Raw genomic sequence first — 22,015 nt, 5'->3', positions numbered from 1 at the left:
GTTATTTATAAAATGACAAACCTCTTTATTGGCTTAATACCGAATCATGACCGATTTTAATTCAGTGTAATCTTCAATAAATGCATCTGAAAACTCTCTGCCTATCCCTGAAGCTTTAACGCCGCCAAATGGAACCGATGGATCCAAGAAAGTATGCATATTGACCCATAAAGTCCCTGCTTCAATTTTAGGAATTAAACGCAAAGCTTTGGACAGATCATTTGTCCAGATACTTGCAGTTAAACCAAAGCGTGATTGATTCATAAGCTGAATAAGCTCTTCATCAGTTTCAAACGGCATTACTCCGACCACTGGACCAAACGTCTCTTCTGAAAATAAAGGATCATCCGTATTTTTAAAGGAAATTAAAGTCGGCTGCACAAAATATCCTGTCTGATCTAAAGCCTCCCCCCCTGCAATAATCTGGTTATTGGCTTTAGCCAAATCTAAATAGTGCTTCACTTTATGAAAATGTGGCTGATTAGAGAGTGGACCAAACATACTGTCCTCATCCATCGCGGACCCAATTTTGAACCCAGAGAGTGCTTTGGATAGCTTTTCGACTAGTTCATCATATTTTGTGTGGTGTACAAAAAACCGCTCTGGAGATGCGCAAACTTGACCTTGATGCACAAAAGTTGCTTGCAACAAAGTTGGTAAAATCTCATCAATATTGGCATCAGCCAAAACAGCTATGGCATTTTTACCGCCCAGCTCCAGACTTACCCGAGTTAAATCACTGCTCATTGCGAGCTTGCCAATCGCAATGCCTGTTGGTACTGAACCTGTAAACGAGACTTTCTTAACGAGCGGCGATTCAATTAAATATTGTCCTGTATCGCCTTTACCCGTAACCACATTAATCACACCAGCTGGAATACCTGCCTCAATGGCAAGTTCGGCTAAACGTAATAAGGATAAGCTCGCAAACTCACTTGGCTTAAGCACAATGGTACAGCCAGTTGTTAAAGCTGAGCCAATTTTCCAAACACCGATCATGAGTGAAAAATTCCAAGGTACAATACCTGCGACTACACCAATCGGTTGCCTTAAAGTAAAGGCTGTATATTTTTCACCTTGCATGGAAGGAATAGAGGGTTGCATGGTTTGACCATTAATTTTGGTTGCCCAACCAGCAAAATATCTTAAGAAAATAACAGATTGTGCGACTTCAAGATGGCGAGAAATATTGATGAGTTTTCCGGTAGATAACGACTCAAGCTGTGCAAGTTCTTCACCATATTGCTCAATTAAATCAGCCAGTTTATTAAGTTTAACGCCACGTTCATACGGCGTAGTTTCCGCCCAAGCATTTTGAAAAGCATGTTCAGCACTTTTCACGGCGCTTTCAACGTCTTGTTGACTACCAATACTAATTTGAGCAACAACCTGTTCAGTCGATGGATTCACTATATCTACTTTATCTAAATACTCAGCAGCAACTAATTTTCCATCAATAAAGTGTCCATGTTGACGTGCCATAAATTGCTGTACGCTTGCTAGAATTTGAACTTCACTCATTTTTATTTCTCTCAATTCATTTAAAAGAATCTATTAATAGATGTATTGCAGAATCAACTGTGCATACACATTGGTTTTGTCATCGTAGTTTTGAGTGCCGCCACTCTGGATATCCTGTTTAGGCTTATAGAGTCCAACCAACGGAATAACATTGAATTTTTTATTGACGGACCAAACCGAGAACACATCCAGCTCATGTCCATCCACATTGCTTAAAGACTTATTGACTGTTTTGAACTTATAAGCCAAAGCACCTAACATAAAATTTTCTTTTAAGCTCATCATGTAAGAAACTTGGTGAATATCTGCATTTTTATTAAATGGGCCAGCATAATTTCCGGCAACTTCGCCCTGAAACCACGTGCCGAACCCGACTGTATTCCCATAAAACATAGGATCATATTGGTCTGAAAAATGACTAAAACGGTAACCTAATGACGGCGTATATTTTGAAGATAAAAAGTTATAGTTCAGCCCTACGTAACCTGCATTTTCTTGACTATCTTTTTTATCTTGAATAACAAACTCAGACTTAACTTGTAGCTCTGGTAAAGGTTGATAATTTAACCGCAAAGTATAATTTTTAAGGTCTTCTCGTCCTGAAACTTGTTCAGCATCTTTAAGGTCTAATACATTTAAGTAAGTAAACCCAACACCCTTATCTTTAATCTGATACATCAGATCAGTTACAAAGAGTTCAGATAAAAATTGTGCTTTATTATTCGATTTTAAATAAGCCAGTTTTAGCGTTGTATTCTCTTTCAGTTTGTATTGAAGCAGACTGGTAAAATCAAAACTTCGACGCGCTGCCAGATAATATGCCCCGCCTCGGTCTAAGGCGCCATCTGCTGGAGGTTTGCCGAGATTTAATGCATCACCCGCAATGAAAAACCCGTCGCCAATCATAATGTTTTGTCGGCCAATACTTAAATCATAAGTCTTCAACTCATCTTTATTGGTACCGTCTTTAAAGCCAATGACCCATTCATTCACATCTGTTTTGCGTTCTTTACCATTACTATTTTGGCCTGCATCACCATCACCAAATGTTGCAGAGCTAATACCGCTCAAGCTTGCATAGAGCTGATTATTTTTAAAGGTATATTGCCCTTTAGCACCATATTTAAGGTGGCCTTCTTGCCAATTTATTCTTTCGTCATCTAGGTTTTCGCCGTTATAGCTTTTACCGCTACTAAAAGCCCCAAAAGTTGCTTCAAAAGTCGGTTTAATTTCAAGCTCACCAGCATGCGCAGTTGAAAAAAATGAGACAAAGAGAGTCCCTCTCACAACCTGAGAAAATAAATTTTTCATTGAGAAATTCCTTTTTGTGAACGGCTTACCAGCGCTCAGGAATGGGTAACTTATTCGTTACCCATTCTGGCTCATGCACATTTTTAGTGATGGTCGTGCTGCGTGTTTTGCTCTTCTTCACCCAAGTTTAAAGTCGGCGTGTTGTCAAAGAAGTTCCACGGTTTGATGAGGGTATTGACCCACTCTGTCGGCATGATTGGCCATTCTTCAGCACGTGCTACATGCGTTGTACCTGTTGTCATCCACACCACAAGGTCTTTATTTTCAATATTTTCGTTGTTGCCAATGAATTGTCCTAACCCTGTGTCATGAGTCGAACGGTTTGAATATTTACCTTCAGGATAGCGTTCATCCTGATTATATTGCGTCACCCAAATTTGCTTATCCATAAAGTTCAAACGTTTAAATAACCATTCATCTTTAGAAAAATTGGCACCTTTCGCAACAGGGTGTGTTCCACCTGCAAACGGAATAAGTTGGTAAGAAACCGGATTACCTAATTTATTTTCCTTGTTGAAGTTCGTGAGTAAGCGAATAGTGGATGGATCAAATTTTTCAGCCGCATTTTGCTCATTACTAATCACTTTACTATCAATTTGCATCGTACTTGTACGAACATCACCTTTGTCGTTGGCCTTCACTACAGGGTCCATGTGCATGAAGCTGTTTTTTTCACCATCTACATCCATATCTAAACGGAAGTTATAGATGTGCTGATGCGTTGTACCCACAATATTATGGTCAATCAAAGTTCCATATTTGGTGTCTTCTTTTGCAGTGCTGTCATGCATGGTGCGTGATTTAACGCCTTTCACGGCTTCAATACCTGTTGCGCCCGCATTAATTCCAATTACACCATTTTGAGCAAATACCCAGTCAAACATGTAATCGTAGTTACCGACTGTACTAATCCAACGCACCACAAGTTCACGGCGTGCTTCACTGGCATCTTGGTTACCAAAAATTTCATGATGTTTATATTCAGGTCCAGCATAACGTTCAAACACAGCAATAGCATTTGGAATTACTTGTGGTTGGCCTTTGTAATCTGCAATCACGGCATCAAGTAAAACAGCGTTGTCTGGTGCATCAGTTCCCGGAAGAATAGATGAGGTAAGGGTTCCCATCCCATATTCGCCAGAGTCCAAATAAGATTTGAAGTACCATCCAATATCAGGGTCGCCATATGGAACCACCATTCCACCAAGGTTACCTTCATACATGACTTTCCGCTTCACACCTTTATCTTTATAGGTCACTGTTGAAAGCTGTAAGCCAACACGAGAGTCTAAGGCCACATGCAAACACCAATTCCCCCAATGTATGGTTTGGCCAGTAATGCTAAAGTTCTTACCCTCAGGTTCAGTAATATTGAGTGGTTTTAGCTTATTAGCTACTGGCTTATTCGACATATAAGGTCGATTTGCCATCGGCACAGGAATGATCGCACCTTCTTCAATCTTGATAATTTTTTCTTTATCTAAATCGACTACAGCAACTAAATTTTCAATAGGATGCGCCCAGTAGTTACCATCTCCTACATCGAGGTAAGCGACGACTTTTAATATATTGAGTTGTTTATCAAGACCATCTTTACCGCCAAAATATCCAACGGTCAGTGGTGTAGCAATCACTTTCTTCACATCTGTGATGCCACGTTTGCGTAAAGCATCTTGATACTCTTTACTTGTCTCAATTACACGCTGTACGGCCTCAAAATTATCTAGAAGCACCATTCCATGAGTGTCTTTAAGTACATTCCATTTGGTGACTTGTTGAGTGTTAAGATTAACTTCACCTTCAATCGCTTGATTCCCTTTTAATAAAATGAAAGATGCAATTCGAGCGTCTTTAAATTCTTTGTGATTAATAAAGTAATCCCAAACTTTTGCTTTTTCAGGCTCTTTAAGCTTTAACTCGGCAAAACGCATATTTTTATAGGTGTATTTCGAGCGATTAATGACATCAAATGTCTTTTTAATTTCGTCAGAATTTAAACTATTAAGAGGATGAAACGTATTTTCAATTTTGAAAGTTTGATCTAAACCAGACTGGAATACTTCATTAAAAAAGTCTTTTCCAATAACAGGTTTACCATCTTTAATTAGTAAAGGCACACTGAGCTTGAAAGGCTTTCCGTTCACTAAAACCTGATCTGAGTTAGGTTTAGCTCGAACCACCATAGAACCCTTAGTAATCATATAGGTATTGGTAAAATCATCTTTTACAACTTTGGCGCCCTGCTCACTCATGTTTTGATAAAGTGACACCATTTCGGCCTTTTCACCATGAGCATAAGCTTGAGTATTTAATCCCCAAAAGCTAGCAACTATTGATAAGTTAAGTGCCAATATTTTTTGTATGTCATTCAATAATCGTTGTTTACGCATTGGTTTCATCCTTTTCATCTATCCCTGAACTATCTGAATCAGACAGTTAAAAATGCACTTTCCTGTGAGTGAAATTCATTAGACCAACTTAATAGTTTTAAGGTTATTAAGCTTATCTAGCCTGCTCTAATGAATTTAATTTCAACACAGTTACATAGGGCTAGCTTGTTCAGGAATGACCCAGAACTTGTCTAAAAATGACATCAAAAGATGAAAGGTTTAAGCCGACATACCCTCTCTAAATTCTTTAGGAGAGATACCATAAGTCTTCTTAAATATTTTTGAAAAATGCGCGCCATCCCAAAAGCCCCATTTCAAAGCAATTTGGGTAATCGAGCTTTGTTTATTTCTTTTATCGAGTAAATCTGCTTTTACTTTTTCTAAACGTTTGAGCTGTATATATTTGTTAATAGATAAATTTTCTTGAAGAAATAGACGATAGAGATGACGTAATGACACCCCTATATGTTCTGCAATTAATTTAGGTGCTAAATCCGGTTTTGCTAAGTTTTCTATAATATAGCGCTCAGCTTTTTCCATCAGGTTATTAGAGCTATTAATATTTTTATAATTAATTGTAGGTTTGATTAAAGCAATTAGAGCATCTTCAAAAGCATTACCATCTTCAGTTGCATACCAAAGTTTGATGTTCTCAGCAGACATATTTTTCAAAATATTCTTGAGTAAAAAACCGCTCATATTTTGAGTAATCAGCTTTCCAAAATATTCAGTACTAATATTTTCTTTAAGTAATTTTTCACGCGACAAGTGCACTGAAATCTGGCTAACCAAACCTTGCGGATACATCGAAATGGTTTCGACCGGATCTACCAATACAATATCGCCTTCATTCAGACTTAAAGTTTCATTTTTATATTCGAGCAGCATTTTTCCCGAATATTGCAAAATCAAAAAACAAAAACGATTATTCACTCGATCGATTTCATCGGCTTTTCGGACAATCTTATTGGCATTATTTCTAATGAACGCAATTTCGGTATCGCCCAATAAAAAGCATTGAACTTCTCCAATGAATAAATTACGGGTGCCATCAAAATCTGTTTCAAAATTTCCGCAAACATTCTTGATATGGGTTGTCCAATTCAGCAATGCATCACTTACATATTGGTTCATTTTTACCTCCGTGTAGCTGCCATAGCGGAAGTTCTTATTTCGCTGTGGTCCACTATTTTGGCTTATTTGCAATCATGTTTTATTGATAAACAAATTGTGTGCCAAAAAATTCCTCGTCCTTGGAATTTTTTTAATCGTAGTGATCTACGTATAAAAAAGCTGATAAATCAATTCAATTTATCAGCTTAATAGGGCTTATGCTACACCTGCAAAGTCTTGCAGCATGGTAATAAAAATATCCTTTTGCTCATCAGAATATTTTTTAAACACCTCATTTTGGTGACTATCAGCAATTTCAAATAAGTATTGCGCCGTTTGTTTACCTTTTTCGGTGAGTGCGTATAAATTATCGTGATCGACCAGCAATCCTTCAAATTTTAAAATTTCGGCCGATCTCTCAACTTCTTGCATTGGCATGGCAATATCTCGCGGTAAATCTTCTTTACTTGAGGCAGTACCACTTGCCAAAACGAGTAAAAGACGTGATTCACTGGTACGAAAGCCAGAAGCCATTTGCTTAGGAATATAGTCAGTTTGATAAGCTTTAAAAGCACGACTCATTAAGTAGCAGACATTATTATATAAGTGACCATAATGTGTTTGGTCTACGCCGTTCTCTTCAGTTTGCTTAACTTGAAGGCTTGGATGCGGCATCACACAAGAATATGCACCTTGATGGTACACCAACGGGCTTCGGCCTTGGTCATGGAAACGAACCACTTTACCAACAATAATCCAGTGGTCACCACCTTCAACAACCTGATAACGTTCACACTCAAACACCGCAGAACAATTTTCTAAAATTGGCGCACGTCCTGCACCAAGCTGAAAGTTTGTGTCTGCAAATTTATCAATATTGCGTCTCGAAAACTTATTAGACAGCTCAATTTGCGTGCCCGATAAAATATTGACGGCAAAATGCGTGGCTTCTTCAAATACCGAAAAACTTGAAGACTTTTTATCAATACTCCACAAAATAAGTGGTGGATCGAGCGACACCGAGTTAAAACTATTGGCGGTTACACCAACTTTCTCGCCTTGTGCATTTTGTGCAGTAATGATGGTAACGCCTGTTGCAAAATTTCCTAATGCCCGTCGAAACTGTAGTGGATCGACCGTAAGCTCATCTATTTGTTGTAATACATTCATCATCTTTCTCCTAAACCTTCTCTTACATCCATATAAATCGCGAGAGCATTAGATATCTAAAACTAGTCTCGGTGTTTTAGAGCGCGAACAGCACACCAATATTTGCTCATTGCTGGCTTTTTCTTCATCAGTAAAATAAACATCTCGATGATCAGGTTCGCCTTCAATCACATCGCACATACAGGTTCCGCATACGCCTTGCTCGCAAGACATTTCAATCTCGATGCCTTCTTTAGCCAAAGCCTGCAAAATGGTTTCACCTGCTTCAACCATAATGATTTTTCCACTACGCTCTGCCACCACCTCAAATGAATCTCCAGAAGTGTCGGTTTCGACTTGGAAATATTCTTTGTGGATTTGCTGCTCAGGAAAGTCGTGAGTCGTGGCAAGGTTAATCACCCAGTCCATAAAACCGACTGGACCACAAGTGTAAATATGGCTTTCAAGATCAATATCTTTAATGGCAGACTCAAAAAACGCTCTGTGGCTTGCACCTTCGGATTTAAAATGGAAGGTTGTGTATTTTGCTAACTCACCATTTTTAATTTCATCAACAAAAGCACAGTTTTCAGCACTAGCGCCACAGTAGTGAAGCTCAAAGGATGTGCCTTCAGAGGCAAGTTGATATGCCATTGTGATTAACGGTGTAATTCCAATTCCACCACCAATCAGTACACTGTGTTTGGCTTTTAAAAGTGGAAATAAATTCTTTGGCTCACTCACCTGAATTTGCATGCCATCTTTGATTTCATCAAAAGCCGAAACTGAGCCACCACGTGATTCAGGGTCACGTAAAATACCAAGACGGAACTTACCTTCGTCATTTGGATTTTGGCAAAGTGAATATTGACGCACCATGCCATTTGGTAAATGCACATCAATATGCGCACCCGCTTCAACTTTTGGCAATCTTGCAGAAGTTGCAGACTCAAATTCCATGACTGCAATATTTCCGCCTTCAACATGGCGATTTTTAACGACAACATCATAAAGTGTAGTCATGATTTAACTCCCTTTTCATGCTTAAGCTACATGCTTAGCGCATGAATAAACCACCGTTAATATCCCATGTTGCACCAGTCACAAACCCCGCATTTGGACTCGCGAGCAACCCACAAGTTTCGGCAATAAAATGCATACTTCCTAAAGCTTTAACCGGAATATTCTGGATGAACTGTTCCATTTTTTCGTCTGGCACCACGCTATGAACAATTGGTGATTCCATCGGTCCCGGTGCAATCGCATTGACCGTCACCCCTTTTGCTGCAAATTCTTTGGCAAAAATTTTGGTTAAAGTGACAATGGCACCTTTGGTTGCCGCATAGTGTGCACCTGTTGCAGTACCGCCATTTTGCCCCGCCAAAGACGCCATATTAATAATGCGTCCATAGCCTTTCTTAGCCATATATTGACCAATAATTTGGCAAGCCTGAAAAGTGCCACGTTGATTGACTTGAGTCACCCAATCAAAATCGGCTGCGGTAATTTCTAATACCGGAGTTGCCTTAGTGACAGTTGCATTGTTAATCAACACATCAAGTTTTGAAAATTTCTCTTCAATCCATTGCACCGCTGCATGAAAATCTGCTTCGACCGAAATATCTAATTTCAAGGGAAACATATTTTGTGCATGCTGGCTTTGCGCCTTTGCCTTTTCGGCCTTTTCAAGCGTACTGGCTGACAAAATCACTTGATGGCCTTGGCTCGCAAAATATTCAGCAATAACATTACCGAGTCCAGAAGCAGCCCCTGTCACTAAAACAACTTGTTTCATTTGCTGCTCCTAAAGAATGTAGCTAATACCAGCTAAGGTATCGGTTGAATTAACCAAGTTGATGATTTTACGATTAATTTTAAAACCCGTATCAGCATCACGAACCAAATGGTAAGTAATATCTGCGGTGTAATGCTTGAGGTTTTCTTTACGGAACTCACGTAAGTTTTGAGCACAGCGTAAAACGATTTCATTATCTTGGTCTTGAATAACACGTACACGAGAAACACTGCGTACGGTATTTGCCTTAGGTGCAGTTGAAATCGCTTCACCATTTTCAAGACGCTCTACACGTAAAGTACGCATATGGTTATCGTCATAGGCATAATTTAGATTGTTTTCGTAGTCGGTTAGGTTTGGGTCAATCGGAATGATATAGACACCTTTTTCATTCCATAAATTGAGCCATTCACGGTATTCACTGTGATCTAACATATCTGCTTCAGCCCAGATGAAAGCAGTGACTTCATTTAATAATTGCAGATTCATATTCATTGCTCTCTCCTTAAGCCGTCATCATCTTTTTCCACTGCTGATAGGCGGCGCGCATACCTGTTTCAGCACTGACATCACTTTTTAAGCCATCTTCAGTTTGCACTTCGCCCGGTAAACCACGGTTCAACATGATCCATAAATCATTACCAGCATTGGCGCCGTGTTGTACGCGTTCCCAAGCCTCAGAGTCATCTGGTGTACCAAAACCAAATGGACCTTGGAAATGTTCATGCAAACGCAAGCGGTATTGGTTGGCAATTTGTGGACCGCCATCCATCGTAATCACCGAGTGATGAATTTCTGTTTCAGCAACTGAAATTGGCTGTAACACACGGAAGAACGCCATTGAGCATGCAATATTTGGGAATAAATTTAAGTTGAAGCCAGAACCACCGACTGCACGCACAATACGGCGCACTTCTAATTCTTCATGGCCTTCGTCGCGCAAAGCTTGAGCTAAGTCTTCAAAACGTTCCTGAATTGGACGTTCCATGAGCTCTTCATCTAAATCAACCAGTTCAGGAATCATCACCATCACACTGTGACCATTACCTAAATCTTCAACAAAGCCCGGCTGGTTTTCAAAGTTAAAGAGTTCTTCGGTTTTTTCATCAACAGAACTTAAGAATGACTTGTGTACCAACGGGAAGTGATATGCATCGGTTGTATTTTCAAGCTGAATTTTCCAGTTACCAGGGAAACGGAAACGGTGCTCGCCCAACACTTTAATTGGATAACCCGCACCTTGTTTCATAAACAGGTCAATCCATTTTTTTGCAGGTCCAAGGAACTCTTCAAGCGGCTGAATGTCTTCTTTAAATGAAGCGAAGATCATGCCGTTATATTCTTCTACACGCAGACTAACCAACGGTAACTCAGATTTATCTAAACAATCACCGTAGCTTTCCGGAGATGGCACACCACGTAAGCTACCGTCTAATGCATAGCTCCAACCGTGGTACGGACATACAAAACTGTTGGTTTTGCCTTTTTTATGTTCACATACGGTTGCTGCACGGTGACGGCAACGATTTAAAAGTACATGGACTTTCTTTTTACGGTCACGTACCGCAACAACAGGCTGTTTACCGATGTTAATGGTTTTATAGCTTCCACCTTCTGGAATTTCGCTGGCATGAGCAACCCACACCCAAGTGCTATAAAAGATTTTTTCCATTTCTTCATCAAAAATGCGCTCATCTTTATAAAGAGAAGTATGGGCACGGTCACTTTTAACTAAAGTTTCGTAATCAGTGCCAATGTTATGCGTCGGGATAATACTGTTCATATCAATAGTCCTTTTAAATATGTCCTGGGTCATTCCTGGGAAGGTACTGGCAGTTCAGCTTCACTGTGCCAATGCGATACGGGACGACTGAAAATATTCTGTGTTTGGAAATGTTTAATTTTCCATATTCCATCTGCTTGCTTTTGAAACTTCACATTGAGCTTTGCTGCATTCAGATGACTACGGCCATCTTTAAAAGTTGAAGTTTGCAACATAAGCCATGAAGCTTTCGCATCATTTTGATTTACATAAATTTGCTCTGAATTTACAAAGTGCGCATTCATGACAAAGTGAGATTCTTTTTGGGTATAGCTTTTAAACATGTCGTAAATCGACTGCCAAGAATCATATCGACCAAAAGATTTGGCATATTTCTCACCAATACCTTCCCAAATGCAGTCTTGATCAAAAAGATTCATTAACTCATCAAGATCTGTATTTGCATTGAGCTCGTCGCAGATTTCCATATAACGGTTCAGACAGTTACGAATAGCGTTATGGGCTTCCAACTGTTCTAACCGTTCCATGATTTCTGCAATATTCACTTTGTCAGTCATTACAGTCGCCTTAACGTTGGATAATCAATTCGCGCCCAACACGAGCTTCAACTTTGCAATATTTCCAAAGTTTGTATGGACCTTCACCCACCACTGTCGTTCTAAACAAATTACAAGCGGCATGTACGGTTTCAATATCTGGAACATCTGCAAGCAAGTATGTCGTCCATGGCCAACCTGCACTTGGACCAACCATACTTTGGTCATCATCAAGATTTCCAAAAACATGTACGCCCGGTAAGTCATGAATGCCATTCCACATTTCACCAAATGCTGCCCAAACTGCTTTTGCTTCAGCAGGTTCCGCATCAAAAAAGTTTTGGTTAATACCCATGCAGAATAAAACACGTAATGATTTTTTAGCTTCCATCTCAATATCCTTTTAAAAATTAAAAACTTACAAATAACCTGGGGTTGGTTTTAACCCGAAACTGATTGATCCTGCATTTTGTAATGTTGCATCGCCCATAAAGGCATGCTGAGTCACCACGTTTGTGTCATTAACAAAACGGCTAAATGGATTGTTGGTATAAATAGCTGTCATGCCCGCGAGCATTTGTATTTTTCGGGTCACTTTGGCGCAAACTCGAGCTGCGTGGGTACATGCCAAACGCATATCGCTAATCTGTTCAGCAGTTGCTTCACGACCAGCAATAATTTCATTCCAGACAATGTCCATGGTTTGATAAAACCAAGATTTTGCCGCCTGAAACTCTGCATCTGCTTGAGCAAACTCATATTGAGTGACTGGGCGGTTTGCAATTTCTGACCCGCCTGTAATAGATGCTTTACCGGGTGCCAATTTTTCAAATTCTTCTAATGCAGCAGCAGCAACACCAATACCCACCACCGTTAATACTTGAGTGGCTAAAGAGAGTGACGGATATTTAAAAAATGGCTCACTTAGTTTTGAAGGTTCGCCACGTACAAAGGTCCATTTCTTTTCGACCAATACATCTTCGACCACCAAATCATGGCTTCCAGTACCTTTTAGGCCAACGGTATCCCATGTCATTTCAATTTTGGCTTTTTTTGCAGGCATCACTGCCATACGTGGTAAGCCTTGCATTTCATTATTTTTAAGCGGTGAAATCCCCACACCAACAATGTCGGCTCCCATACAACCGCTTGAAAATTTCCAGCGTCCACGAACCACTACACCTTCATCGGTAATTTCGGCAGGCTGCGGCGGAAAAATACCTCCAGCAAAGACCACATCTGGCCCGTTTTGGTACAATTCTTTAAGCGTTTCTTCTGGCAAACTTCCTAAATACGCAGGGCTCATACCGAAACTTGCTACCCAACCCACTGAACCGTCAGCTTTAGATAAAGTTTCGATTAATTCGCAAAACTGTCGTGGTGACCATTCTTCACCGCCAAAACGTTTTGGAACTAATGCACGGTAAACACCAATCTGTTTAAGTTTTTCGATAATGTCTTGGCTCACATACGCCTGATTATCGAATTCGCCTGTACAGGCGCGCTCACGAATTTCTTGACACAAAGCAGCTAAATCTATTGCTTGGTCTTGAGAAGCAAACTCCATTTTAGACAACTTATTCATCATCTAACTCCTTGTAATTTATTGCATTGCATCAACACAAAATTTAGCTATTGCGCATAATTGCTCATCTTTTTGATGCTTCGATACGATCTGTAAGCCCACAGGTAAACCTTCACTGGTTTCAAGTGGTACTGAAATGGCGGGATGTCCTGATAAATTAAATGGACGAACTAAACCCGTCAGATTCAAAAAAGCGACTGTATTTTCAGCTTCAGTAACTTTCGGTGGAATTTGCGGAAGTGTTGGTAAAATCAATGCATCATATTTTTCTAATAAAGCATCGAGTTCTTGAGTTAGCTGCTGTCTCACAATTTCTGCTTGTTTTACTTGATCTAAGGTAGTTTCAGCAGCTTTTAATAAACGGTTATTTACGTCAGAACCAATTAAGCCCGTTTGAGTTAACTCACCAAAAGCTTGCCAATTTTCATAATTAATAATCTGCATGCCTGCGTCAAAAGCAGCTTCAAAATGTTCAACTTTTTCTAAAGTGGTCTGTAAATTCGCTTTTTGAAGTGCTTGACGAATACAATTCCAAATAATGTCATCTGCTTTTACATCGAGAACAGCAAGTTTGGGTGCGCTAGTACATTCAGTAGGCTTGAAAGTTGGGTCAATAATTTGCATGGCTTTTTCAATCATTTCGACTGAACTTGTAAAAGGCCCAACACAATCTAAAGAACTGGACGACGGATATACGCCTTTTCGACTTACACGACCAAAAGTCGGTTTTAAACCATAAACTCCACAGCACGCAGCGGGCATACGAATAGAACCACCCGTGTCGGTACCTAAAGTGAAGTCAGCTTGTTTTGCTGCAATAGCCGCAGCCGAGCCACTTGAAGACCCGCCAGGAATAAGTTCAGGATATTTTGGATTAACGGGTGTACCAAAAGCATGGTTAATGCCGGTAATGCCAAAAGCCAATTCGTGCAAATTCGTTTTCGCAGTAATTTCACAATCTGCTTTTAAAATGTTTTTAACGACTTCAGCATCATCTTGAGCTGGTTCAACACCTAATAAAGCTCGACTGCCAGCAATGGTTTTTAGACCCTGAATATCAATTGTGTCTTTAACCATGACCTTGAGCTTGCCACTTCCTTTGCGCACGCTTTGGCTAATAATATTCATTCACTTTTCCATGTATTTTTATCTATTAATTAGAATATGAGAAAATTTAGTGGAATTGTCAAGTATTTTTTATAATTTGTACTCAAGGAAATATGCAAAATTTTGTTTATAATAGGATTACCCTTTTTTCCTAAGTTATTGCTTAGCTATGCTTGATCATTTAGAACAATTTCTTCCTAATAAAGAACCGTCGAGTATTCAAAATTTCCCTTTTTTTTGGATTTCCCAAGTTAATGGAAAATATTCACAACTTATTGAAAAATCAATAAAAAAACTAGGTATCGACAATACACGCCGTAAAATTATTTTAAGTACCAATGCTTTAGGTGAAGCCAGTATTACCGACATTGCCAATCTTTCTACTTTAAAATTAACCACTGCAACCAAGGCGGTATATCGATTAGTTGAAGATGAAATTGTTGAGGTCTACTCCTCTACCACCGATGAACGGATCTCGATGGTGAAATTAACTGCTAAAGGTATTGAGCTGGTTGAACAAATTAATCAGATTAGTGTTGTGACCTTAGCTGGTATTTTGAATGCTTTTTCAGAAGATGAACTCCACAATCTAAATAACCAGTTGAAGAAATTATTTGATCTGATGCCTTCAAGCTAACTTAGATTTCTTATTTATCTTGTTTAAACATGAAAGAGTCAGCAGAAAACCGATATGATCTTCTGCGACTCTCTAAAAATTATTAATATTTATCAAAAAGCTAAAAGTTTCATTCTTCTTTTCCTTTCTATAATTCATAGTCATTTATAAATTTTCTGATTGTTTAAATACCTATTAGGTATCTAAACATACTTAATAAGTAATGGAATTTTACATATAAAAAGAAAATAATATTTCCATTATATAGGAATTCTAACCCTCTTCTTTAACTATCTTTGTCTGTATATACAGTTTGTATGTAAGGCAATTCTTCAATCAAATAGGTTATTTATTTTTCAAAAGTTATTGGGGGGAAACCAAACTATCTTTTAGGAAACATAGATAGCCGAGATTCAACTTCTCTAAAAGAGTTTTATACATAAGGATTAAGTGTATGAACCAAAGTAATATCGCTGTTGAAAGGACACAAAAGAAAACCAATGCATATGCATGGTATGTAGTCGTACTCTGTATGTTAGCGTACATATTTTCATTTATTGACCGCCAAATTCTGGCACTGATGATTGAGCCAATTAAAGCCGATCTTCAACTTTCAGATACTCAGTTTAGCCTATTACATGGCCTTGCCTTTTCACTGTTTTACGCCGTAATGGGTTTACCTCTAGCCTATATTGCCGACCGTTTTTCACGCCCGAAACTGATTTCTATCGGTATTATTGTCTGGAGTCTGGCAACAGCCACTTGTGGTTTAAGTAAAAACTTCATTCAACTATTTTTAAGCCGTATGGCCGTTGGTGTGGGCGAAGCTGCTTTATCTCCTGCTGCATATTCAATGTTTAGCGATATGTTCAGCAAGGACAAGTTAGGCCGCGCTGTTGGTATCTATTCGATTGGCGCTTTTTTAGGTGGTGGTATTGCCTTTTTAGTCGGTGGCTATGTCATTAACTTACTTAAAGGCGTGACTTTAATTGAGGTTCCATTGTTGGGCGCTATTAAAGCATGGCAAATCGCCTTTTTGGTTGTGGGTTTACCCGGCATCATTATTGGTTTGCTATTTATCCTGACAGTTAAAGACCCAGCACGTAAAGGACAGCAGCTCAACCAAAATGGTCAAGTTGACCAAGTTAAATTTACACAATGTCTTCAGTTTATTAAAAAGCATTCAAAAACCTTTGCCTGTCACTATTTAGGTTTTACCTTCTATGCTATGGCACTGTACAGTCTTACTAGTTGGACACCTGCATTTTATATTCGTAAGTTTCAACTCGCTCCAACAGAAACAGGTTACATGCTCGGTACGATTCTGTTAATTGCCAATACATTAGGGGTGTTTTGTGCAGGTTGGTTAAATGATTGGTTTATTAAAAAAGGACGCCAAGATGCTCCGATGATTACCGGAGTGATTGGTATTGTTGGTCTTATTATTCCAATTTCATTTTTTACTCAAACTGACCAACTCTGGCTTTCAGTGAGTCTACTCATTCCAGCGATGTTCTTTGCATCGTTCCCTCTGGTGATCTCGGCAACTGCGTTACAAATGTTGGCCCCAAATCAATTTAGAGCACGTCTTTCTGCCCTCTTCCTTTTGGTCAGTAACTTAATTGGGCTTGGTATTGGCACAACGCTAGTAGCAATCATTACAGATAAAGTTTTTGGTAATCCATTAATGGTGGGTTCTTCTTTATCTATTGTTGGTGGGTTCTCTTGTGTACTGGCTTTAATTTTGCTTTTCAAAGGCTGCAAATTCTTTAGTGAAAGCATGAAGCTTGAAAAATTAAATTAATTGAAGCAAACACCTGCTATTTAACAACGCTCCCTATAAGAACTTAGGGAGTACGACACAAATATTTCACAATACGTAATGCCTAGGACTGGCGCATCTATCTTGGAAATGGATTATGGAATTATTACATCGCTTTAAACCTCAGACTTTAGCTATAGCAACTTTAGTATTGATGTGTGGCAATTCATGGGCTGCAAATCCGAATCAGCAAACTGAAGATGAATGGAAATTCACTTTAAAGAATGCCTATATCAATCGTAATTTTGATAATGATGCACTCAAAGATACGGGAAGTTGGTCTCAGGCAGCATCGTTATTTTATAAATCGAAAATGCATGACACCCCACTGCAAATTGCAGATAAGCCAATTACCATTGGTGCCGATGCTTCTGTTCAATACGCCGTGCGCTTAAGTTCAGACAAACATGTCGCCGACACCGTTTTGCCTTTTAACAAAGACACTCAATCTCAGGCATCGGACTATTTAAAATACGGCGCTACATTAAAGCTGGGTTATGACAAAACATTACTAAGCGTGGGTGAACTCTGGTTAGATTTACCCGTAACTGCTGTCGATGCGAGCCGTCAGTTACTTACTTCATATTGGGGAACCAATCTTAAGTCGCAACTTTCAGATCAGCTTTATGCCGAAATTGGTCGGGTTGAAAAAGTCTCGCCACGAAATGAAGAAGACTTTAAAAAGTTTTCTTTCACTGCAAATGGAATTACTAAAGAATCTGATGGTTTGAATTATATTGACCTGCGTTATCAATTTACGCCGTCTTTAAAGGGTGAATATTACTTTGGTAATTTAGAAGATCTGTATAACAAGCACTATGTAGGGCTTGAACATACTTGGAAACAACCAACTTTTGCCCTGACTTCCAAGTTTAAATACTTCAATGCAAAAGATGATGGCAATACTTTTGACATTGATGCGCAGAATATCGGCCTACTTGAAACGGTAAAAGTAAAAAACCATACCTTTGGTGTAGGTTATCAACAAATTATTGGTGAATCAGCTTACCCATTACCGGATGGCTTCTTACCTGAAACCTATTTCATTAACTGGAACGCTACTGGTTTCTTTAAAGAAGATGAAAAGTCTTACCATGTGATGTATGGCTACGACTTTAAGGACTATGTGCCGGGCTTAAATGCGATGGTGAAATATGTTTATGGACATGACTTTAAAGCAGCTAATGGCGAGAAAAACCATGAAACTGAGTCAAATGTCATTCTGAACTATGCGTTTCAACAGCCGTTCTTAAAAGGTGTTGCCCTGCAATATATTCGTATTGATTACAACGTCAAACATGGCAATGACTTTGGTGAAGATCGTTTATTTGTCAATTACACCAAGAAGTTTTAAATATAAAAAATTACCCCCTAAAATTTAGGGGGTAATTTTTATCCTAATTTATTGACCAACCTTAAAGGCAAGACCTTCATTGCAATACTCATCGGCAACCATGGCCAATTTGGCACATAAGCTTTTACAGGTTGTTTTTCGATAGCTTTGACCAGTGCTTTGCATCCTGTTTTAGCATCGACTTCAAATGGCAAATGTTTCGCACCTTCATTCATTTCAGTGCGAATGTAACCTGGGAAAATTGTTGAAACTTTAATTGGAGTACTCAATAATTCAGCACGAATACCTTCAGCCAAATGCGCAACCGCAGCTTTACTTGCCGCATAGGTCGATAAATGTTTTGGTAATCCACGCATGGCACTCATAGATGACATCACCACCAAATGGCCTGCATTTTGCTCTCTAAAAATTTCAACCGCAGCTTCACATTGCGCTAAAGCAGAAATAAAGTTGGTTTCAGCGGTGGCTTTGTTAATTTCAAAATTGCCTTTACCAATACGGCGACCATTTCCGACTCCGGCATTGACAATAATTCGGTCTAAATAGCCAAACTCTTGCTTAAATGCACGAAAAACTTCAAAAACCTGATTGTAATGAGTCACATCTAGACTTTTTGCAAGCACCTGAATGCCATATTCATTTTCAAGTTCGGTTTTTAGAGTTTCTAGTCGGTCTAAACGGCGTGCACAAATCGCCAAGTTATAGCCTTTCGCTGCAAATTCATGGGCCATACCTGCGCCCAGACCAGAACTTGCGCCTGTAATTAAAATTGTCTTTGCCATGCTTTTATCCTTATTTTTAAATCCATGTCAGTAAATCTGGACGTTCAGCTTTAATAAAATGATGTTCATTTAAACTTAAAACCTGAGCTTCATTTCCAACTAAACGTAAAGTGGTGAGACTTGTATTAGTAATTGCCCAGTTCAAGGCAAAAGTTCGATTTGGACTCAGTTCAAGCAATTTGCCAATTGCTACAGAAATCACACCACCAGAGGTAAAAACGACTGCATAACGAGGTTTGGTTTTTGCCAATTCATCACAAAGTTGTTGTAGTGCGGTTTCAACTCTGTCTTTAAAATGCGGCCATGACTCATCATATTCATGATGAAAATCGCCATCAGTCCAGCGTCCAATCGCACCTTCAAATATTTTGGCAAGATATGCACGCGGATTCTGTTCTTGTGCTACATCAGCTTTTAACAGTTCAGGTTGTTCAAAACGCGGTTCATAACGTGCAAAAACCTGTTGATGGTTAAACTCGTTCCATAAACTATTGTGATTAATCACCGCATCGGGAAAACATTCATTTAATGCGAGTTGTGCAGTTTGCTCGTGGCGCTGCATAGTACCTGCAACAACATAAGGTTGTTCTTTCAATATTTGCTTAAAATATTGCCCTAATAAAGTCGCTTGAGCCTCACCATTTTCAGACAACTTATCATAGTTACTTTTACCAAATGATGCCTGTCCATGTCTTACCAGATAAATTGTGGTCATTTTCTTAAAATACCCTGTATTTTCTGTAGAGATTGCTGAGCAAATTCCGATTCTTGAATTTTTTGCTGTCCAATAAGTTTTAAAGCTCTTATATGTAACGCATGAATGACGATCCAGAAATCTTTAAAAGCTGGATTTCGGGTTTGTTTATGGTAATAGCGATAATAGATTTGCTGAGCAATCACGGCTAAACGAAATACACCAAATACCTCATAAAAAGCCCAGTTTTGAGGGTTCAGACCTGTTTTTTGTAGGTAATAATCAACAACTTCTTTACGAGAAAACATTCCCTTTAAATGGGTAGGCTGACGGCGTGTCGATCTAAAAATCATGTTATCCGTAGGCTCAACCCAATAGGCCAAAGCACTGCCTAAATCCATTAATGGATCACCCAAGGTTGCCATTTCCCAATCCAGCACGCCAATCACTTCAGTTGGATGCGTTGGATCTAAAATCACATTATCAAATCGCCAATCGTTATGAATAATACAAGTCGTAGAGTCTTGAGGGATATTATCATTTAGCCATTTTCGAACGTACTTAAATGAAGGAACATTGAGCGTTTTAACTTTTGCATAGCGCTTGTCCCAACCTTCAACTTGTCTGCGGCAATATCCCACTCCTTTACCCAATTCAGCTAAGGGCGTGTTTTCATAAGGGACTTGGTGTAATTCAATGAGCTTATCAAGCACATTTATACAAAGTTGATGAACATCTTCTTCATTAAAACCAAGCTCAGGCGGTAATTTTGCACGAGGAATAATTCCCGCAATACGTTCCATCACATAAAAATCACAGCCAATGACACTTTCATCCTGACAAAGTGCCACCATTTTAGGAAGTACCGGATAATAAGGCGCAAGATTTTTTTGCACCATATATTCACGGGCCATATCGTGAGCAGACTTCGCTTTTGTTCCTTTTGGAGGACGTCGTAAAATTAAATCGGTATTTTCATACTTTAAACGATAAGTCCAATTTGAAGCCCCACCCGTATATTGAGTAACGGCTGCTGGACCGACCAACTCAACGCCTTGGCCCTTTAACCAGTTTTCAACTGCCCCAATATCAAGTTCTTCACCTTCACGTACTTCACCGCCTATATCAATTACCGACATTCTAATTTCCTTTAAACTTATACTTTCTTATGACGACCGTAACCACGTTTGGCTAACTCTAATTTGGCAATCATGCCTTTATGTACTTCATCTGGACCATCAGCTAAACGTAAACTGCGTGCTTGAGCAAAGAAACCGGTTAATGGTGTATCTCTTGAAACGCCCGCACCGCCGTGTAGCTGAATCGCCATGTCGACTACTTTTTCTAAAACACTTGGAGCCACCACTTTAATTGCAGATATTTCTGTTAAAGCGGCCATATTCCCTAAAGTATCCATTTTATAGGCTGCATACAAGGTTAAAAGCCGAGCTTGGTCTATCGCTACCCGCGCATCGGCTACCCGTTCGAGGTTCCCACCGAGTTTTAAAATTTCTTTGCCAAACGCCGTTCTAGACATACCTCTATCAATCATGAGTTCTAGTGCTTTTTCAGCAGCGCCGATACAGCGCATGCAATGATGAATACGACCAGGTCCTAAACGGCCTTGAGCAATTTCAAAACCTTGACCAGCTCCACCAATAAAGTTATCAAAAGGTACTCGAACATTATTAAAATGAACTTCACCATGCCCATGTGGTGCATCGTAGTCACCAAATACAGGCAACATACGTTGGATTTCAACACCCGCCGTATCAATAGGTACTAAAACCATGGAGTGTTGATGATGGCGGTCTTTGCTTTCATCTGGTGTGTGCGCCATAAAAATAATGACTTTGGCATTTGGGTCACCTAAACCAGAAGACCACCATTTTTTGCCATTTAAAACGATTTCATTACCTTCTATGAGTGCAGTAGCTTGCATATTGGTTGCATCGCTTGAAGCAACGTCTGGTTCAGTCATACAAAAAACCGAACGAATTTTTCCATCTAATAACGGCTGTAGCCATTGCTGTTTTTGCTGTTCACTACCATAGCGCCATAACAATTCCATATTCCCAGTGTCAGGTGCATTGCAGTTAAAAACAGTGGGTGCCAATAAACTACGACCGGTTAATTCGGCAATGTGAGCATATTCTTGAACTGTTAAACCAGCACCCAACTTGTCATCTGGTAAAAACATATTCCAAAGGCCAGCTTGCTTTGCTTTAGATTTCAGCGTTTCTAAAAGCTCAGGCCACTGCCACTCTTTCCAGTTTCCATCCGGATTTAACTCATGAACTTCTTCCCAAAATTGGGCTTCAACAGGTTCTATTTCTTCTAAAATAAATCTTCTTGTTCGCTCGACAAAATCTTGAGCTGTTTTTGATAGTTCAAACATTCTTTTTCCTTTACATCATTATCTTGTCTTTACATCACCATAACTTGAAACTTAATATG

General features: G+C 39.3%; 20 protein-coding genes. 3 read left to right on the top strand and 17 right to left on the bottom strand.

Going from position 1 to position 22,015, the window contains the following annotated elements:
• Window positions 1–33 precede the first annotated feature (33 nt).
• The 13 genes from AC2117_RS08710 to AC2117_RS08650 form a co-directional block, all read right to left on the bottom strand.
• The gene (locus AC2117_RS08710; protein ID WP_133973414.1) at window positions 34–1,521 is read right to left on the bottom strand and encodes an NAD-dependent phenylacetaldehyde dehydrogenase; all 1,488 of its coding nucleotides are present in this window, start codon (window positions 1,519–1,521) and stop codon (window positions 34–36) included.
• 33 nt (window positions 1,522–1,554) lie between these two features.
• Entirely contained in the window at window positions 1,555–2,832 is a 1,278-nt protein-coding gene (locus tag AC2117_RS08705; RefSeq protein WP_227549243.1) for a hypothetical protein, read from the bottom strand.
• An 83-nt stretch (window positions 2,833–2,915) separates the two neighbouring features.
• A complete protein-coding gene (gene tynA, locus AC2117_RS08700; protein WP_133976279.1) occupies window positions 2,916–5,231 on the bottom strand; it encodes a primary-amine oxidase in 2,316 nt (771 codons plus the stop codon).
• Between the two features lie 210 nt (window positions 5,232–5,441).
• Window positions 5,442–6,356, bottom strand: a complete 915-nt coding sequence (gene feaR, locus AC2117_RS08695) for a transcriptional regulator FeaR (protein WP_133973412.1) — start codon at window positions 6,354–6,356, stop codon at window positions 5,442–5,444.
• 195 nt (window positions 6,357–6,551) lie between these two features.
• Window positions 6,552–7,508, bottom strand: a complete 957-nt coding sequence (locus AC2117_RS08690) for a p-hydroxyphenylacetate 3-hydroxylase reductase component (protein WP_133973410.1) — start codon at window positions 7,506–7,508, stop codon at window positions 6,552–6,554.
• A gap of 45 nt (window positions 7,509–7,553) precedes the next feature.
• Window positions 7,554–8,507 (bottom strand): PDR/VanB family oxidoreductase, encoded by a 954-nt coding sequence (locus tag AC2117_RS08685; RefSeq protein ID WP_133973408.1) that lies wholly within the window; start codon window positions 8,505–8,507, stop codon window positions 7,554–7,556.
• 34 nt (window positions 8,508–8,541) lie between these two features.
• Complete coding sequence (locus tag AC2117_RS08680; RefSeq protein ID WP_133973406.1) at window positions 8,542–9,279, bottom strand: SDR family NAD(P)-dependent oxidoreductase; 738 nt, start codon at window positions 9,277–9,279, stop codon at window positions 8,542–8,544.
• A 9-nt stretch (window positions 9,280–9,288) separates the two neighbouring features.
• The gene (locus AC2117_RS08675) at window positions 9,289–9,774 is read right to left on the bottom strand and encodes an aromatic-ring-hydroxylating dioxygenase subunit beta (RefSeq protein WP_004642994.1); all 486 of its coding nucleotides are present in this window, start codon (window positions 9,772–9,774) and stop codon (window positions 9,289–9,291) included.
• A gap of 10 nt (window positions 9,775–9,784) precedes the next feature.
• Window positions 9,785–11,062 (bottom strand): aromatic ring-hydroxylating oxygenase subunit alpha, encoded by a 1,278-nt coding sequence (locus AC2117_RS08670; RefSeq protein WP_133973404.1) that lies wholly within the window; start codon window positions 11,060–11,062, stop codon window positions 9,785–9,787.
• Window positions 11,063–11,091: 29 nt separating this feature from the next.
• Window positions 11,092–11,619, bottom strand: a complete 528-nt coding sequence (locus tag AC2117_RS08665) for a nuclear transport factor 2 family protein (protein ID WP_133973402.1) — start codon at window positions 11,617–11,619, stop codon at window positions 11,092–11,094.
• A 10-nt stretch (window positions 11,620–11,629) separates the two neighbouring features.
• A complete protein-coding gene (locus tag AC2117_RS08660) occupies window positions 11,630–11,989 on the bottom strand; it encodes a hypothetical protein (RefSeq protein ID WP_000387554.1) in 360 nt (119 codons plus the stop codon).
• Window positions 11,990–12,016: 27 nt separating this feature from the next.
• Entirely contained in the window at window positions 12,017–13,165 is a 1,149-nt protein-coding gene (locus AC2117_RS08655) for an acyl-CoA dehydrogenase family protein (RefSeq protein ID WP_133976277.1), read from the bottom strand.
• 36 nt (window positions 13,166–13,201) lie between these two features.
• Window positions 13,202–14,311, bottom strand: coding sequence for an amidase (locus AC2117_RS08650; RefSeq protein ID WP_133973400.1), 1,110 nt, complete (start codon window positions 14,309–14,311; stop codon window positions 13,202–13,204).
• 148 nt (window positions 14,312–14,459) lie between these two features.
• Here AC2117_RS08650 and AC2117_RS08645 point away from each other — a divergent pair, with 148 nt between their 5' ends.
• From AC2117_RS08645 to AC2117_RS08635, 3 genes are all read left to right on the top strand, one after another.
• Window positions 14,460–14,927: a MarR family winged helix-turn-helix transcriptional regulator gene (locus AC2117_RS08645; protein ID WP_133973397.1), complete on the top strand. Its 468-nt coding sequence runs from the start codon at window positions 14,460–14,462 to the stop codon at window positions 14,925–14,927.
• A gap of 433 nt (window positions 14,928–15,360) precedes the next feature.
• Window positions 15,361–16,710: a spinster family MFS transporter gene (locus AC2117_RS08640; RefSeq protein ID WP_133973395.1), complete on the top strand. Its 1,350-nt coding sequence runs from the start codon at window positions 15,361–15,363 to the stop codon at window positions 16,708–16,710.
• Window positions 16,711–16,825: 115 nt separating this feature from the next.
• Window positions 16,826–18,082: an OprD family outer membrane porin gene (locus AC2117_RS08635; RefSeq protein ID WP_133973393.1), complete on the top strand. Its 1,257-nt coding sequence runs from the start codon at window positions 16,826–16,828 to the stop codon at window positions 18,080–18,082.
• Window positions 18,083–18,120: 38 nt separating this feature from the next.
• Here AC2117_RS08635 and AC2117_RS08630 read toward each other — a convergent pair whose 3' ends face one another.
• The 4 genes from AC2117_RS08630 to AC2117_RS08615 are packed head-to-tail and all read right to left on the bottom strand — an operon-like array spanning window position 18,121 to window position 21,956.
• Window positions 18,121–18,864: an SDR family oxidoreductase gene (locus AC2117_RS08630; protein ID WP_133973391.1), complete on the bottom strand. Its 744-nt coding sequence runs from the start codon at window positions 18,862–18,864 to the stop codon at window positions 18,121–18,123.
• Window positions 18,865–18,880: 16 nt separating this feature from the next.
• On the bottom strand, window positions 18,881–19,579 hold the full coding sequence (locus AC2117_RS08625) for a histidine phosphatase family protein (protein ID WP_133973389.1): 699 nt from the start codon (window positions 19,577–19,579) through the stop codon (window positions 18,881–18,883).
• On the bottom strand, window positions 19,576–20,697 hold the full coding sequence (locus tag AC2117_RS08620) for a phosphotransferase family protein (protein ID WP_133973387.1): 1,122 nt from the start codon (window positions 20,695–20,697) through the stop codon (window positions 19,576–19,578). The genes AC2117_RS08625 and AC2117_RS08620 overlap by 4 nt, the downstream gene beginning before the upstream one ends.
• A 17-nt stretch (window positions 20,698–20,714) precedes the next feature.
• Window positions 20,715–21,956 (bottom strand): acyl-CoA dehydrogenase family protein, encoded by a 1,242-nt coding sequence (locus tag AC2117_RS08615; protein WP_133973385.1) that lies wholly within the window; start codon window positions 21,954–21,956, stop codon window positions 20,715–20,717.
• Window positions 21,957–22,015: the final 59 nt, after the last annotated feature.

Source organism: Acinetobacter calcoaceticus, from assembly GCF_900520355.1.
GTDB classification, from domain to species: Bacteria; Pseudomonadota; Gammaproteobacteria; order Pseudomonadales; family Moraxellaceae; genus Acinetobacter; species Acinetobacter calcoaceticus_C.
The sequence above is the reverse complement of the archived record's forward strand: the minus strand, read 5'-3'. Positions and strand labels throughout refer to the sequence as shown.